The organism is Actinoplanes sp. NBC_00393, assembly GCF_036053395.1.
Classification (GTDB): domain Bacteria; phylum Actinomycetota; class Actinomycetes; order Mycobacteriales; family Micromonosporaceae; genus Actinoplanes.
In genome coordinates this window covers 10,159,120-10,174,423 of the sequence record NZ_CP107942.1, presented here as the reverse complement: position 1 = coordinate 10,174,423, position 15,304 = coordinate 10,159,120, and the positions used below count along the sequence as shown (strand labels likewise).

The 15,304-nt window shown below is 72.1% G+C and carries 14 protein-coding genes; 6 read left to right on the top strand and 8 right to left on the bottom strand.

Going from position 1 to position 15,304, the window contains the following annotated elements; all coding sequences use genetic code 11:
- Nucleotides 1-2: 2 nt before the first annotated feature.
- From OHA21_RS47285 to mptB, 3 genes are read right to left on the bottom strand one after another with little or no spacing between them, the layout of a single operon-like run.
- Complete coding sequence (locus OHA21_RS47285; RefSeq protein ID WP_328466820.1) at nt 3-2,117, bottom strand: esterase-like activity of phytase family protein; 2,115 nt, start codon at nt 2,115-2,117, stop codon at nt 3-5.
- 9 nt (nt 2,118-2,126) lie between these two features.
- On the bottom strand, nt 2,127-3,242 hold the full coding sequence (locus OHA21_RS47280; RefSeq protein ID WP_328466818.1) for a glycosyltransferase 87 family protein: 1,116 nt from the start codon (nt 3,240-3,242) through the stop codon (nt 2,127-2,129).
- The gene (mptB, locus tag OHA21_RS47275) at nt 3,196-4,593 is read right to left on the bottom strand and encodes a polyprenol phosphomannose-dependent alpha 1,6 mannosyltransferase MptB (RefSeq protein WP_328466816.1); all 1,398 of its coding nucleotides are present in this window, start codon (nt 4,591-4,593) and stop codon (nt 3,196-3,198) included. The genes OHA21_RS47280 and mptB overlap by 47 nt, the downstream gene beginning before the upstream one ends.
- Before the next feature lie 57 nt (nt 4,594-4,650).
- Here mptB and OHA21_RS47270 point away from each other — a divergent pair, with 57 nt between their 5' ends.
- Nucleotides 4,651-6,192, top strand: a complete 1,542-nt coding sequence (locus OHA21_RS47270) for a hypothetical protein (RefSeq protein WP_328466814.1) — start codon at nt 4,651-4,653, stop codon at nt 6,190-6,192.
- On the opposite strand, the gene OHA21_RS47265 is transcribed toward OHA21_RS47270, so the two are convergent.
- A complete protein-coding gene (locus OHA21_RS47265; protein ID WP_328466812.1) occupies nt 6,189-6,389 on the bottom strand; it encodes a hypothetical protein in 201 nt (66 codons plus the stop codon). The genes OHA21_RS47270 and OHA21_RS47265 overlap by 4 nt on opposite strands.
- A gap of 85 nt (nt 6,390-6,474) precedes the next feature.
- On the opposite strand from OHA21_RS47265, the gene OHA21_RS47260 reads away from it, so the two are divergent.
- Both OHA21_RS47260 and OHA21_RS47255 read left to right on the top strand, forming a co-directional pair.
- Complete coding sequence (locus OHA21_RS47260; protein WP_328466810.1) at nt 6,475-6,906, top strand: MarR family winged helix-turn-helix transcriptional regulator; 432 nt, start codon at nt 6,475-6,477, stop codon at nt 6,904-6,906.
- A 154-nt stretch (nt 6,907-7,060) separates the two neighbouring features.
- Nucleotides 7,061-7,987, top strand: a complete 927-nt coding sequence (locus OHA21_RS47255) for a hypothetical protein (protein WP_328466808.1) — start codon at nt 7,061-7,063, stop codon at nt 7,985-7,987.
- Here OHA21_RS47255 and OHA21_RS47250 read toward each other — a convergent pair.
- On the bottom strand, nt 7,984-10,992 hold the full coding sequence (locus OHA21_RS47250; protein ID WP_328466807.1) for a bifunctional [glutamine synthetase] adenylyltransferase/[glutamine synthetase]-adenylyl-L-tyrosine phosphorylase: 3,009 nt from the start codon (nt 10,990-10,992) through the stop codon (nt 7,984-7,986). The two genes, OHA21_RS47255 and OHA21_RS47250, sit on opposite strands and share 4 nt — an antisense overlap.
- Complete coding sequence (locus tag OHA21_RS47245; protein ID WP_328466805.1) at nt 10,992-11,777, bottom strand: type 1 glutamine amidotransferase; 786 nt, start codon at nt 11,775-11,777, stop codon at nt 10,992-10,994. Before OHA21_RS47245 ends, OHA21_RS47250 begins: the two co-directional genes overlap by 1 nt.
- Before the next feature lie 118 nt (nt 11,778-11,895).
- Here OHA21_RS47245 and OHA21_RS47240 point away from each other — a divergent pair, with 118 nt between their 5' ends.
- Nucleotides 11,896-12,282 (top strand): VOC family protein, encoded by a 387-nt coding sequence (locus tag OHA21_RS47240; RefSeq protein WP_328466803.1) that lies wholly within the window; start codon nt 11,896-11,898, stop codon nt 12,280-12,282.
- 18 nt (nt 12,283-12,300) lie between these two features.
- Here the strand turns inward: OHA21_RS47240 and OHA21_RS47235 are convergent, their stop codons facing one another.
- Together OHA21_RS47235 and OHA21_RS47230 are read right to left on the bottom strand one after the other, a co-directional pair.
- The gene (locus OHA21_RS47235; RefSeq protein WP_328466801.1) at nt 12,301-12,996 is read right to left on the bottom strand and encodes a helix-turn-helix transcriptional regulator; all 696 of its coding nucleotides are present in this window, start codon (nt 12,994-12,996) and stop codon (nt 12,301-12,303) included.
- Between the two features lie 10 nt (nt 12,997-13,006).
- Nucleotides 13,007-13,468 carry a GNAT family N-acetyltransferase gene (locus OHA21_RS47230; protein WP_328466799.1) on the bottom strand — a complete coding sequence of 154 codons (462 nt, stop codon included), beginning with the start codon at nt 13,466-13,468 and terminating at the stop codon, nt 13,007-13,009.
- A 49-nt stretch (nt 13,469-13,517) separates the two neighbouring features.
- Between OHA21_RS47230 and OHA21_RS47225 the strand changes: the two genes are divergently transcribed.
- Both OHA21_RS47225 and OHA21_RS47220 read left to right on the top strand, forming a co-directional pair.
- A complete protein-coding gene (locus OHA21_RS47225; RefSeq protein WP_328466797.1) occupies nt 13,518-13,853 on the top strand; it encodes a hypothetical protein in 336 nt (111 codons plus the stop codon).
- A gap of 11 nt (nt 13,854-13,864) precedes the next feature.
- Nucleotides 13,865-15,010 (top strand): low temperature requirement protein A, encoded by a 1,146-nt coding sequence (locus OHA21_RS47220; protein ID WP_328466795.1) that lies wholly within the window; start codon nt 13,865-13,867, stop codon nt 15,008-15,010.
- The last annotated feature ends 294 nt before the right edge of the window (nt 15,011-15,304 follow it).

The window sequence follows — 15,304 nt, the reverse complement described above, 5'->3', positions numbered from 1 at the left end:
GATCAGTTTGGCAGGAGCCTTCCCAGGTCGAGGAAGACGGTCTCGCCGGCGGCGTCGTCGATGCCGTCGTTGTCGGTGACCGCGTACGTCCGGCCGTCTCCGGCGACTGCCAGGCCCTCGACCTTGTCCTGCACCCAGCCGCCGTCGGCCTTGAGCAGCGGCAGCAGGTCCTTGACCAGCTTCTTCCTCACCGTCGGGGTGCCGGTCCAGGTGGCCGGCACGTCGAAGGTGTAGATCTTCTTGATCGCGGCGAGGGTGCCGCGCTGGTTGTCGCGCTCGATCACGGCGAACGTGTTGGCGTCGACCGCGACCAGCTCGGACAGGCCGACCCAGCCGGTGGGGGCGGTGTCGAGCGGGTAGAGCAGCCACGACCAGGTCTTGGTGACCGTGTCGTAGCGGCCGATCCGGGCGGTGTCCGCCGGGTCACCCTTGATCGGGCGCTGGACGGCCACCCAGACGGACGTGCCGACCTCGGCGATGCCTTCCAGTCCGTTGCTGGTGACCGCGGCGGCCACGTCGGCGGACAGCGGGATCTCTTCCTGCACCTCGGCGCGCGAGTTCAGGCGTACCAGAGTGTTGGTTCCTTCGACCGCCAGCCAGTAGCCGCCCTGCTTGCGCACCACCAGCCCCTCGGCGTCGTAGCCCACCGGCTCGCCTCCCTTGGTGACCGTGAGCTCGGAGTGGATCACGCCGTCGGTGGTGAGGCCGAGGATGCGGGTCGGCGAGTAGACCGCGTCGGTGACGCTGGCGAGCCGGTCGCGGCGGCCAGGCACGGCCGACAGCGCGGAGAGCGCACCCCACGGGATGTCGTCTCTCGAAACGATCTGCGAGGAGGACGGAGCGCCGAGGCCGAAGACCTGGACCGTGCCGCGGATGCCGATCGACGCGTCCTCCTCCTCGCTGGAGACGACGACCAGACCGCGGGACGGGACCGCGACGACGCCCTCGGGGCCGTTCGTGGTCGGCAGCAGCTGCTTGAAGCGCGGCTTGAGCGGGTTGGTGACGTCGTAGACCGCGGTGAAGTTGCCCCGCTCGGAGTTGACGAAGACGTACGGCACGCCGGCGATGCGGGCGAACGCCACGTTCTCCGCCTCGATGCCCTTGGCGTCGGAGCGCTTGTCCGGGTACTGCCCGTGCGCGACGGCGATGTGCTCGAGGGTGTTGCCGGCGTCCCAGACCGCCTTGCCGGTCTTCTTGCTGAAGATCGACCAGCCGCGGGAGCCGCCCTCGTAGTCGCCCTCGTTGGCCGTGGCGAACAGGTCGTCGGTGATCCAGGCGACGCCGTCCGGTTCGCGCTTCGCGGTGATCGTCCCGTCCAGCGAGATCTTGTCGTCGTCGAGGGTGTCGACGCCGGTGACCGTGACCGAGCCCGCATCAATGCTGCGGATGATCTTGCGTGACGACAACGACACCACGGCCAGGTGGTTGTTCTCCTGCAGCGAGACGACCGCTTCGTCCCGCGAGTTGATGCTGACGTACTCCGGCTCCGGGTCCGTCGGGGCAACCGCCGACAAACCGGTCAGCGCAATCCGAGAGACCTTCCAGGTCTTCGTATCGATCACGGCGAGCCATCCGGCCGGCGCCTGCGGGATCGCGCCGTCGTTCACGTCCTCGTCGCGCTCGTTCTCGATGGCGACCGCGACGTAGCGACCACTCGGCGCGACCGCGACCGAGTCGGGCTGGCCGCCGAGGTCGATCTCCCGGACCACGGCACGAGACCTCGAGTCGATCACGACCAGCTTGCCGGACGGCGAGGTGAAGCTGGTCCGGGTGTTCACACCGGCCAGCAGCAGCCGGCCGAGGTGCGCCACCGACGTGGGTTCGCCACCGACCGCGAGCGTTCCCGCGGCGGCCGGCCGGGACGGGTTCGTGATGTCGACGAAGCCGAGCCGCTTGCCCGGGCTGTCGGTGTACACGACCGTGCGGCCGTCCTCGGTGACGGTGGAGATCTCGGCAGCCGCGGTGTCGTCGATCGACGAGTTCAGGTATGCCGGAAAGGTGGAGAGTCGGTGGAAGCCCGCGGCGCGGCCATGCGCGGTCGCTGCGGTGGGCGCGGCAGCGACGGCGGCGAGCGCCGCGACGGAGACAACCGCCGAGGTGGTACGGCGAATGGACATGCGCTCTGACTACGCGATGATCTTGTCCGCTTCGTTGACGTCAGACGAACGGCGGGTGCCGACGGGTGTCCAGATCAGCAGAGCCAGGCTGAACCAGACATAAATGTTGCCGCCGAGCAGGGCCAGCGGTGGCCGCGGCGACTTCTCCCAGAGCCAGGTCAGCCGGGAGGTCATCAGCACGTAGGCGGCCACCGACAGCCATCGGGTCCGTCCGCCGGACTCGAAGCACCGCACCAGCGCCGGGATCAGCCAGACACAGTGGTGGATCCAGGTCACCGGGCTGATCAGGCAGCCCAGCACGCCGGTGAGGGCCAGGCCGCCGACCACGTCGTCCGGGGCCTTCGCCACCCGCCACGCCCAGAAGGCGAGGGTGGCCAGGACGCAGACCAGCCAGACCGTCGACTCGACCGTGTCGATCGGCAGCCGGGCCAGGAAGCCGCGTTCGGACTGGTTGGAGAGGTAGTGGAGCAGCCCGACCCGGTTGGTGTCCCACAGCGCGGAGGTCCAGAACTCGCGGGACTGGTCCACGAAGAGGGCGCCGGCCAGCAGGGTGGCGGCGGCGGCCGTACCGATCGCGGTCGCCGCGGCCCGCCATCTGCGGGTGACCAGCAGATACAGGATGAAGACGCCGGGGGTCAGCTTGATCGCCACGGCCAGGCCGATGCCGATCCCGGCCCATTTGCGGCCGCGCGCCACGCCGAACAGCATGTCGCCGGCGACCAGGGCGAGCAGCAGGGTGTTCACCTGGCCGAAGGTGAACGTCTCGCGCACCGGCTCGAAGCTCAGGGCCAGGCAGAGGGCGACGGCGAACGCGAACCACGTCGTCCACCCCTTGCGCCTGATCAGCGGCCCGGCCAGCCACCAGACCAGCAGGGCCGTGGTGAGCACGGTGCCGATGCCGGCGATCACCACGACGAGCGGGAACGGCAGGTACGCCATCGGCATCATCACCAGCCCGGCGAACGGCGGGTAGGTGAAGCCGTACGGTGTCCCCGGCCGCATCCAGTCGTAGACCATGCCGCCGTCGCGGAACCAGTACTGGACCGCGCCGAAGTAGACCTTGGAGTCGAAGAACTCGTTACGGATCGCGGCGAGGACCACGATCCCCGCCGTGAGCAGTGCCAAGCCGACGACTGTCGCGATTCGCTTCATGCAGCACTTTCCACGCTAGATAACCGGCGAGCACAGTGATCACGACCGCGCCCTGCGCCCGGGTCACCAGTGCCAGGTTGTACCCGTCCGGCAGGCACAGGGCGGCGGCCACGGCACACGGCGCGACGAGCCAGAGAGTGTCCCGGCGCACCGTCGTAGCGAGCACGGCGAGCGGCCAGAGGGCGTACCAGGGGTGGAAGACCGGGGCGAGCAGCACGGTCGCGGCCAGCGCCAGCCCGGCATAGTGCACCGGGTCCCGGTGCCACGCCCGCACCCAGAGCACGACCAGCGCCACCGCGAGGGCGATCATGCCGAGAACGCGGGTCACCGGCACTGCGCCCGGCACGCCGATGAGATCCAGGGTCAGCCCGATCGCGGTGGGCGGCGCGGTCCACTGCACCGAGACGCCGCTGCCGGTCAGCCCGGTCACCCAGCCCAGGCCCAGGCCCGAGCCGAACGAGACGGCCGTGAGCGTGGCGGCCGCTCCCCCACCGACCACCACGACGGCCTTCTTCCACCCGAATAGCAACATCACGAACGGCAGCACCACCACCGCGGTCGCCTTCACCCCGACCGCCAGGCCGAGCAGCACCCCGGCGAGCAGCATCCGGCGCATCCCGTCGCCGGTTGCCGCAACCGTCAGCCCGGCCAGGATCAGGGCGACCATCACCGCCTCGTTGTGCGCCCCCGAGATCAGGTGGATCGGCACCAGCGGGCAGGCCAGCACCAGCCAGACCGCACGCTCGGGCGGCACTCCGGCCCGGCGGGCCAGCACCGGCAGGCACCAGCCGATCACCACGACCCCGAGCACGGCGATCAGCCGGAGCAGCGCGACGGTCCCGGTCAGCGAGCCGCCCAGCCTCGCGGCGGCCGCCGCGAGCACCAGGAACACCGGGCCGTAGGGGGCCGGGGCTTCGCGCCAGGTGGGCGCCACGGCGTCGGCCCAGGGACAACCCAGGAGATCGACACCGCCGGCGTACGGGTTGAGCCCCGCTGCCTGCTGCCAGCCTTGACAGGCGTACGAGTAGACGTCGTAGCTGCCCAACGGGAGGAACGGCAGCAGCGGCAGCGCCCAGAGGCCGGCCGTCACATATGCCCACCGGGTCGACGGGACCACCTTGCGCCCGATCCACCAGGCGCCGATCAGCAGAGCCGTGCCGAGCAGCCAGGCCACCGGCAGCAGCACACCGTCCTGCCCGGCGAAAATCGTGCGCGGCGTCACCGTCGGTTCCCACGGGTCGGTCGCACCGCCGTACCAGGCCGCCACCGCGAGCAGCAGAGTGCCTGCCAGCCCCGCATATCGGACGAGGAACGGTCGGGGCATGGCGACGACCCTACCGTGACAGGCTGCAACCGCCGGTAGACCGGTACTGTCGGCGGGATGTGGGCCCGGCACCGGCTGGAGTGGAGCACCGCGCTGGTGGCGGTGCTCGTCGGCGTCGGCTACCTGCTGCTGCCCCCGATGGGTTCGGACCTGGCCGCCCAGGTGGCCCGGGCCGGCTTCTTCGCCGAGCACGGCGGCACGCCGGTCGATCTGCGCTGGTACGCCGGTGTCGAACAGTTCGGCTACAGCCTGGTGTCACAACCGGTGATGGCCCTGCTCGGGGTGCGGGTCACCGGTGTCCTCACCGTCATCGCGGGGCCGGTGCTGCTGGCGGTGCTGTTCCGGCGTACCGGGGCGGCCCGTCCGGCGCTCGGCGCGGCGTTCGGGCTGCTCGGCTTCGCCGGGAACCTGGTGAGCGGGCGAGTCACGTACGGCCTCGGGGTTTGTCTGGGTGTCGCCGCGCTGGTCCTGCTCACCTTCCCCCGGCTGCGCCGCCTCGCGGCGCTCGCCGCCTTCCTGGCCGGAGCGACCAGCCCGGTCGCGGGCCTGTTTACCGGCCTGGCCGGGGTGGCCCTGCTGCTCAGCCGCCGCATCCAGGACGGCCTGCTGCTGGCCGTTCCGGCCGCGCTGCCGCTCGCGGTGACGTCGCTGCTCTTCGGTGACGGTGGGTGGATGAACATCAGCCGCACCGACACCCTGCGTGCGGTGGTCACCGGCCTGGTGGTGGCGGTGTTCGTGCCCCTGCGACCGGTTCGGATCGGCGCGCTGCTCTCCTCGGCCGGCGTGCTCACCGCCGCCCTGATCCACACCCCGGTCGGTCTGAACGCCACCCGCCTGGCAGTGATGTTCGGCCTCCCGGTCCTGGCCGCTTACGCGCGACTCCCCCGCCGGAGCTCGCCGATGCCGGTCTGGGGCCTCGCCGCGCTGCTCACCGTGGTCTTCTGGTGGCAGCCGCCGGCCGTGCTCGACGACGTGCGGGACATCGGCAACCCGACCGCCGACCCGGCCTACTTCGCCGCGCTGCGCGACCGCCTGGCCGCGGAGGAGCTGACCGGGCGGGTGGAGATCCCGCCGACCCGGGCCTACTGGGAGGCGGCCCACATGGGCGAGATCCCCCTGGCCCGGGGCTGGTTGCGGCAGGCCGACATCGACCGGAACCCGCTCTTCTTCACCACGGTGCCCGGCGCCGCGGGCACCGGCGTCGAACTGACCGCCGACCGCTACCGGGAGTGGCTGGCCGAGCAGGCGGTGCAGTTCGTCGCGATCCCGGACGCCGAGCTCGCCTGGCCGGGCCGGAAGGAGGCGGCTCTCGTGACGGCCGGCCTGCCGTACCTGTCACTGGTCTGGTCCGACGCCCACTGGCGCCTGTACGCGGTGGCCGGCCCCCGGCCGATCGTCGCCGCCCCGGCGGCGCTGGTCTCCCAGGACGCCGCCACCGTGGTCTTCGACGCCCCGGCCGCGAGCGAGGTCGCGATCCGGGTCCGCCATCACCGCTGGTTCACCGTCACCGGCGGCGCCACGGTCTCGGCCGACGGCGAGTGGACCCGGGTGCGGGTGCCGGCCGCCGGCCGTTACACCCTGACCAGCGCGCTCGGCTAGCCGGCGGCTTTTTCGGCACGCTTGCGTTCCCGCTGCTCACGGGTGTAGCGCTTGCGGTTCTCCAGGTCGCGCTTCCACTGCTCGCGGGCGAACTCGTCGCAGCCCTGGACCGCGCCCTTCGTCTGTGCCGGGCCGATCATCGAGCGGAAGAACCAGTCGTCGAACGTCCGGTGGAACCAGTCCGAGAACCTCGACACAGTGCCTCTCCTCCGAAGGTTGGCGGGCCAATCATTGGTACCCCAACTATTGGTAGAGTAACCGTCGACCTGAGGAGATGCGCAAGTGAGTGACGACCCTCTTGCACTGGAGCAGCAGGTCTGCTTCGCCCTGTCGGTGGCCGCCCGCAGCGTGGTGGCGATCTACCGCCCGCTGCTCGAGCCGATGGGCCTCACCCACCCGCAGTACCTGGTGATGCTCGCCCTCTGGCAGTACGCTCCGCTCTCCGTGCGCCGCCTCAGCGAGCTGCTCCAGCTCGACCCGGGCACCCTGTCCCCGCTGTTGAAGCGGCTCGAGGCGATCGGCTACCTGCGACGCGAGCGCGACCCGCAGGACGAGCGCAGCCTGGCGATCACACTGACCGAGCGGGGCCGGGAGCTGCGCACCGAGGCCGAGAAGATCCCGCCGGCCGTGGTGGAGCGGCTCGGCATGCCGATCGAGGACCTGCGCGTGGTCCACGAGGCCCTGACCCGCGTGATCGCCGCCGCCAACCGCTAGACACTCGCGGGCCAAAAGTCAGCTCTTAGTCCGTCACCCGGGTCGGCCGTTCGGCAGGAATCGTTGACCGGAGGGGACATTACGTGGGGACGAGTCTGCGCGATTCACTGGATTTCCGGCAAACCCTCGACAAACGGCGGGAGTGGACGGTCGGATGTGGATCTGCGTCAACTGCGGCGAGACGAACGCCGATTCGCCCGACGCCTGCGAGGTGTGCGGCCATGCCCGCGCGGGGACGCCGGAGCGCTGGAGCCCGCCTCCGCTGCCCGCGCCCTGGGAGCCCACCGGCCGCGAGCCACAGCCGTACCGCTGGGATCCCGAGCCGGGCGGACCGCGAACTGAGCCGCGCTCCCGGCGCGCTCCGGCGCCCGGCTTCCGGACCGGCCCGCCGCCCGCGCCGCGCAACGCCCCGCCCAACGTGGCCGGGCCGCTCCGGGCGCCCCGGCCGGAGCGGGAGCAGGTGTGGATCCCCGAGCCCGCCGACCCGGTCGAACCGGAACCGGAGCACAGGCGGCTGGTCCCGGCCGTGCCGATCGCCGTGCTCATCGCCGCGCTGATCGCGGCCGGCGTGCTCGCCGGGCCGCGGCTGTTCGGCCAGACGACGACACCCACGGCCGTCCCGAGCGCGAAGCGGACCACGGCGCCGGTCCCGATCCTCGAGGGCACCACCGACAAGCGCCTGGTCACAGTGGATCCCGAGGTCACCGACTCCCGCGCCGCAGAGATCGCCGCGATGTTCGAGACCTACTTCACCGGCATCAACGAGAAGGACTACGCGGCCGTGGCCGGCGTCTTCGACCCGGCCGGCGATCTCGACCCCGGCGACCCCGAGCAGATGGCCGCCTTCTCCGACGGGACGGCGACGACCGAGGACTCCGACATCCGGCTGACCGGCGTCCGCGACCTCGCGAACGGCCGGATCCGCGCCGACCTGACCTTCCGCAGCCAGCAGGACGCCGGCGACGGCCCACCCGGGCGCCTCGGCGAGACCTGCACCCTCTGGCAGGTCGGGTACACGCTCACCAGCACCGACAGCGGCTACCGCATCTACCGGGGCAAGGGCGTCTCCGAGCCCTGCTAGGACTCCAGGACCCGTTCCATGGCCGCCCGGGACCGCCGGGTCACCCGCAGATAGCGGTCGACGAACTCACCCGGATCGCCACCGCCCAGCAGCAGGACGGTGCCGGCCAGCTCCGGCCCGTGCCGCGGCAGCTGATCGGTCGGGCGGCCGCGGACCAGGGTGAGCGCGTTGCGCACCTCGGCGGCCAGGGTCCAGCCGTCGGCCATCACCTCGGCGTCGGCCTGCTCCACCAGACCGGCCCGGGTCTCGCCGTCGAGCGCCTCCAGGGTCCGGGTCCGGCGCAGATCGGGGACCTCGTGGGCGTACCGGAGCTGCAGCAGCTGGACCGCCCACTCCACGTCGGCCAGACCGCCGCGGCCCAGCTTGGTGTGCGTGTTCGGGTCGGCGCCGCGAGGCAGCCGCTCGGTCTCCACCCGGGCCTTGATCCGGCGGATCTCGATGACCTGCTCCCGGGTGAGGCCGCCGTCCGGGTAGCGGACCCCGTCGGCGAGGGACTCGAACTCGGCGCCCAGCGACGCGTCGCCGCAGATGAAACGGGCCCGCAGCAGCGCCTGCGACTCCCACACCTTCGACCAGCGGGCGTAATACTGCTGGTACGCCTGCAGGCTGCGGACCAGCGGACCCTGCCGGCCCTCCGGGCGCAGGTCGGCGTCGACGCCGAGCGGCGGGTCGGGCGCCGGCGAGCTGAGCAGCCGGCGCAGCTCCTCGGCGATCGCGTGGGCGGCCGCGCTGGCCTCGCTCTCCGGGGCGCCGGGCGGCGGCTGATAGACGAACAGCACGTCGGCGTCGGAGGGGTAGCTCATCTCGTAGCCGCCGAGACGGCCCATCCCGATGATCGCGAAGCGCAGCCCGGGCTGCCCCGGCTTGACCCGGCGGGCGATCTTCAGGGCCGCGCTCAGCGTGGCGTCGGTGACGTCGGAGAGCGCCACGCCGATGGCGCCGACGTCGAGCGGGTTGGCCGGGGCCAGGTCCTCGCCGTGGCGCAGGATGTCGGCGCAGGCCAGCCGGAACAGCTCCCGCCGGCGCAGCGCCCGGACCGCGCCGATCGCCTGGGCCGGGTCCGGGTGCCGTTCGGCGGCCGCGGCGAACCCGTCCAGCAGCGACTCCCGCGGCCGCGGCTGCAGCTCGTTGTCGTCGGCCAGCAGGCGCAGCGCCTCCGGGTCGCGGGTGAGCAGGTCGGTCGCGTACCGGGAGAGGCTCAGCACCCGGGCCAGCCGGCGGGCCACCGGGCCGCCGTCGCGCAGCAGCCGCAGGTACCACGGGGTGCTGCCGAGCTTGTCCGAGACGTGCCGGTAGTTGAGCAGCCCACGATCCGGTTCCGGGGCGTCGGCGAAGTCCTGCAGCAGCATCGGCAGCAGGGTGCGCTGGATCGCCGCGGTACGCGTGACCCCGCCGGTGAGCGCCTCCAGATGCCGCAGCGCGCCCGCCGGGTCGGCGAAGCCGAGGATCTCCAGCCGCTTGCGGGCCGACTCCGGGGTCATCCGCAACTCCTCGGCGGGCACCCGGGCGACCGCCTCCAGCAGCGGTTGGTACAGCAGTTTCACGTGCAGCCGGCGAACGTTCGCGGCGTGGCCGACCCAGTCCGACCGGAACGCCTCGACGGCGCCCTGACCGGGCAGCGCGGTGTAGCCGAGGGCGGCGGCGAGCCAGCGCACTCCGGCCGGATCGTCCGGCACGGTGTGCGTACGCTTCAGTTGTTGCAGTTGCAGGCGGTGCTCGACGCCGCGCAGGAAGCGATATCCGCGCAGCAGCGTCTCGCCGTCCTGGCGGCCCACGTAGCCGCCGGAGACCAGGGCGCGCAGCGCCGGCAGCGTGCCCGGCGCGCGCAGCGTCTCATCGACCCGGCCGTGCACGAGCTGGAGCAGCTGCACCGCGAACTCGATGTCGCGCAGCCCGCCCGGACCGCGTTTGATCTCCCGGTCCAGTTCCTTGGGCGGCACGTTGTCGATGATCTTGCGGCGCATGTCGCGGACGTCGGCGACCGCTTCCGGCCGCTCGGCGGCGTGCCAGACCAGCGGCGCCAGATCGGCGATCCACTCCTGCGCCAGAGCCAGATCGCCGGCCGCCGGTCGGGCCTTCAGCAGCGCCTGGAACTCCCAGGTCCGGGCCCAGCGCCGGTAGTAGGCCTGATGGCTGGCGAGCGTGCGGACCAGCGGGCCCCGGCTGCCCTCGGGGCGCAGCGCCGCGTCCACCGGCCAGGCGACCAGCCCGCAAATTTCGATCAGCCGGGCCGCGACGGTGGTGCCGGCGGTCAGGTCGTCGTCGCCGGCGGCCACGAAGATCACATCCACGTCGGAGACGTAGTTCAGCTCGTTGCCGCCGCACTTGCCCATCGCCACGACCGCGAGGCGTGGCTCCGGCGTCCCGGACGGCAGGCCGGCCACCGCGATCGCGTACGCCGCGGCGAGCGTCTCGTCGGCCAGCCGGGACAGCGCGGCCATGGTGGGCTCCAGGCCGCGGCCGCCGGTCAGGTCCGCGGCGGCGATGCGCAACAGCGAGATCCGGTACGCCTTGCGCAGCTCCGGAACGGTGAGCGGCTCGGTGTCGACGGCGAGCCGCCCCTCGGCGTCCGGTGGCATCCCGCTGCGGCTGGTGGTCAGGGTCCGCCACTCGTCCGGGTTGGCGACCAGATGATCGCCGAGGGTCGACGAGGCGCCCAGCACCGCGAAGAGCCGGCGCCGCAGCCCGTGGTCCAGGTGCAGCGAGTCGAGCAGCTCGTCGGTGGCCGCGTTGACGACCAGCGCGCCACCCGGCCCGGCGACCCGGCCACCGGCACCGCGCTCGGCGGCCCGGCCCACCGAATCGACCAGGCGGTGCAGCTGGCGCAGCGCGAGGTTCGGATCAGCGGCCTTGGAGAGCGCGTCGAGCACGTCGGCGGCGCGGCCGTCCACCGGGCCCTGCCCCTCGGGATCCCACAGCCCCAGACCGCCCGGACCGAGCAGGTCGGTGGCGCGGGCCCCGTTGTCGGCGAAGCCGTACCGGGCGAGCCGGGTGGGCCGGGTCATCACCGCCCCAGCAGCGGCAGGGTCCGGCCGGCGCCAGAGTTCGGGATGTCCGCGTCGGGCAGCGTGCCGAGCGCCAGCGAGGCGAACCGGACCGCGAACGGCTGCCAGACCTCCTCCACGTCGGCGAGCACCCCGGCGACCGCGCCGGCCACCACCTCCGCGTCGTAACCCAGCTCGTCCAGCTCGCTGGAGCCGATCCGGGTCCAGTCGGCGAACATCTCGGCGTCACACTCGATGTGGAACTGCAGACCCCAGGCCCGGTCGCCGATCCGGAACGCCTGATGCGGGTACCGGCTGGAGGCGGCGAGCAGGACCGCGTTCAGCGGCAGCTCGGTGATCTCGTCCCGGTGCCACTGGATCACGTCGGGCAGCAGCGGCACCCACTTGAACAGCGGATCGGTGTCCGCCGCGTCCCGCTTGCCGACCAGCCCGGGCCCGATCTCCGGGCCGTTGGTGCTGCGCTCGACCAAGCCGCCGTGCGCGGTGGCGAGCAGCTGACCGCCGAGACAGACCCCCAGCGTGGGCACCCGGTGCCGGACCGCCTTGCGGAACAGGCCCTCGAGCGCCGGGAACCAGGGGGCCGCGGGGGCGCCGGCTGCGTCCGGGTACGCACTCTGGTCGCCGCCGAGCACGATCAGGGCCAGATATCCGTCGAGGTTCTCCGGCAGCGGATCACCCGCGAACGGCTTCACGACGGTCACCTCGAGCCCGGCCTCGCTCAGCCAGTCGCCGAGCCGGCGGAGATCATCGGTGGGGTCGTTCTGGACGACGAGTGCGGTGGCCACGTGTCGAATCTATCGGCTCGAACCCGCGGCGTAACACCGACAGGACGCTGTCGCGGCGAGAGACGAGTCTTTCCGCTACCGGCCGGGGCGGCCGGACCGCATGACGGAAGGATCGACAGTGAGCGCGACGAACCAGATCGGCTGGATCGAGGTGGGCGCCGACCGGCCGGAGGAGGCCGAGCGGTTCTACGGCCAGATGTTCGGGTGGAACTTTGCGGACGACGACGACTCGGTGGGGCCGGACGGGCAGCCCTACCGGATCGTGACCGGGCCGGGTGGGGGCGCGCCGCTGGGCGGCTTCTACGGCACCGGCGGGAAGGTCCCGCCCCAGGCGATCTTCATGGTGCTGGTGGCAGACACCGAGGCGGCCTGCCGCCAGGCCGAAGCGGCCGGCGGCAAGGTCCTGGTCGGCCCGCAGCGTGAACCGAGCGGCCTGGTCTTCGCCCGCTTGGCCGACCCGGCCGGCACCCTTTTCGGCGTCTTCACCCCACCGGCCCGCCCCTGACCGAGCCGCGCGGGCGCGTCAGCTCAGGCTCAGCCGGCGCAGCCGGTCCGGCGGGATATCAAGATCGCCCTCGGTCAGCGACCGCGGTGGCACCGACTCCCGGGTCGGCGTCACCGCGGTGATCCGGTCCGGCCGGAACACCCGAACCGACCCGCGCAGCCGGCACCAGGCGATCAGATACCACTGGTCGCGGACCCCGACATACCCCAGAGGCTCGATTTCCCGGGTCGTCACGACGCCGTACCGGTCGGCATAGCCGATGCGCAGCACCCGGCCCACCGGCAGCGTGCCGGCTGCCAGCCGCGGCATCGTCGCCGGTGGCGTGTCGCCGACCAGATGGATCCGCTCGGCCATCGCCCGCGCTGCGGCCGCGTCATCGGCGTGCATCGCCGCGACCAGCTTGCGCAGGGCGCTCGCCGCCGGCTGCCGGAACGGTGTGCCGGCCATCCGGCGCAGCGCGAGCGCCATCGCAACCGCCTCCTCCGGCGTCAGGTTGACCGGTGGCAGGGTGTGCGCACGATCAAGGCAGTAGCCGCCGGTGCGGCCCGGCTCCGCGTAGATCGGGGTGCCGGACTGCTGCAACGCGGAGATGTCACGCTCCACCGTGCGCGCGCTGACCTCGAACCGCTCGGCCAGCCAGCGCGCGCTGCGTGGTCGCGGCGCCACCGCGCGCAGCTCCTCCACCAGGGCATAGAGGCGATCAGTCCGGTTCACACCCCGCAATCTAGACCTGGGGTACGACAGAACCCGTCCACCGGGCGATCACCTCGTCGCCGTCGGTCTCGCCGGTCTCCACGAAGCCGAGCGACAGGTAGAGACGGCGGGCCCCCTCGTTGGCGGGCAGGTAGCTGAGCGCCACGTTCGGGGTGCCGGGCTCGGCGATCAGCTGTTGCCGCAGCAGTTCGACCACCGCCGTACCGATGCCCTGCCCCTGGTGTTTCGCATCGATCACGAAGCCACCGATCCACCGGCTCTGATCGTCGTCGACGCCCCACATCACGAAGCCGACCACCTCGTCACCCCGGTAGACGGCGAGCGGGTTCCAGGTGTCGCCGTAGTTGCACAGGCAGAGGTAGTAGGTCACCTCGGACACGAAGTCCCGCTGCTGAGGGTGAACAGCGAGGCCGGCACAGTCCCGCCAGTTGTCCGCGGTGACCGGTTCGAGGTGGATGGTGTCGTTGGCCATCGGGTGATCTTGTCAGATATCCGTTCGCCCTCCTCGATACGGTCTTCCCATGACGACCTTGCGCAGCCGCCTGCAGGCGGCGCTGCCGACCGCCATGAAAGCCCGCGACCAGGCCGCCGTGTCCGCCCTGCGCTCCGCGCTCGCCGCGATCGAGAACGCGGCGGCGGTGGCCCCGCAGGACTCGCCGCTCGGCCTGCCGGCGACCGGGCTGGGCGTCACCGAGGTGCCGCGGCGCGAGCAGGACGAGGCGGAGATCGAGCGGATCGTGCGCGCCGAGATCGACGAGCGCCTGGCGGCCGCCGCGGAGTACGACCGGCTCAGCCGCGCCGACCAGGCAGCCCGGCTGCGCGCCGAGGCGCACGCGCTGGAAACGCAGTTGGCCTAGGCTCGCCGGGCATGACGCAGGAGTCCGCCGGTTTCCGGGTGTCCACCCTGGAACTCTTCTTCGATCTGGTCTTCGTCTTCACGGTCATGCAGCTCAGCGAGACGTTCGCCGACGACTTCTCGGCGGGCGGGCTGCTCGACGTGGTCCTGATCCTGCTGGTGCTCTGGTGGATGTACTCCGGCTACGCCTGGCTCACCAACGCGGTCGGGCCGACCAGCAGCGGGCGGCGTACCCTCTTGCTCGCCGGCATGGCCGGTTTCCTGGTGATGGCCCTAGCCATCCCGGAGGCGTTCGGTGACTACGGCTGGATCTTCGGCACCGCCTACGTGGTGGTGAACGTGGTCCACTCGGTGCTGTTCCTGCACGGCGGGCCGGGCGCGGTCCGGATGATGCGCACCCTCGGCCCGCTCAACCTGCTCGCCGCCGGCCTGGTGCTCGCCGGCGGTCTGCTGCCCGAGCCCTACCGGCACCTGTGCTGGATCGCGGCCCCGCTGGTGCAGATCGGCGGCGGCTACCTGCACGCGATCGAGATGCACGCGATCACCGCCGCACACTTCGTCGAACGCCACGCCCTGGTCATGATCATTGCGATCGGCGAGTCGATCATCGCGATCGGGCTGGGCTTCCGCGACGTCCGCCTCGACGGCGGAACGATCCTGGTCGCCGTACTCGGCCTCGGCATCGCGTACTACCTCTGGTGGTGCTATTTCGCCGGCGACGACAAGCGGTCCGAGGAGGTGCTCGCGCATGTCACCGACCCGCGCCGGCGCAGCCGCCTCGCCCTCAACGCCTGGGGATACGCCCACCTGCCGATGCTGCTCGGCATCGTGGTGATGGCCGTCGGCATCAAGAAGACGGTCGGCCACGCCTTCGAACCCCTGCACTGGGGCCCCGCCTTCGCCCTGTCCGGTGGCGTAGCCCTCTACCTGCTCGGCCACGCCGGCTTCCTGCGCCTGCTGCGATTGCCTGGCATCCCTTACCGCCTGGTCACGGCCGCCGCGGTGCTGGCCACCGCGCCCCTCGGGCACATGCTCGCGGTGGCCCAGCTGGTCGCCATCCCGCTGATCATGGCGGCCGGCGCCATCGCCGAAGACCTCCCCCGCGTGCGCCGGCTGGGCATGGCCGCCGCCATCGGCGATTTCGGCCGAGGTCAATAACCCATCTCGGTACGACCTATGCCGCCCCCAACCCCAGCTACACCTCCCCCGCCGCTCCCCGGCGACGAAGCAGTCCGTCCAGGCCCCAGCGCCCCCGCCGGGAAACACCACACCCTCCAGCTGACCCCTACGGCTGCCTCCGGCCGCCCGAGACAGCACTCACCGTCAGCCGAGCAGACCAGCTGACCGTCACGGCTGCCTCCGGCCGCCCGACACAGCACTCACCGTCAGCCGAGCAGACCAGCTGACCGTCACGGCTGCCTCCGGCCGCCCGAGACAGCACTCACCGTCAGC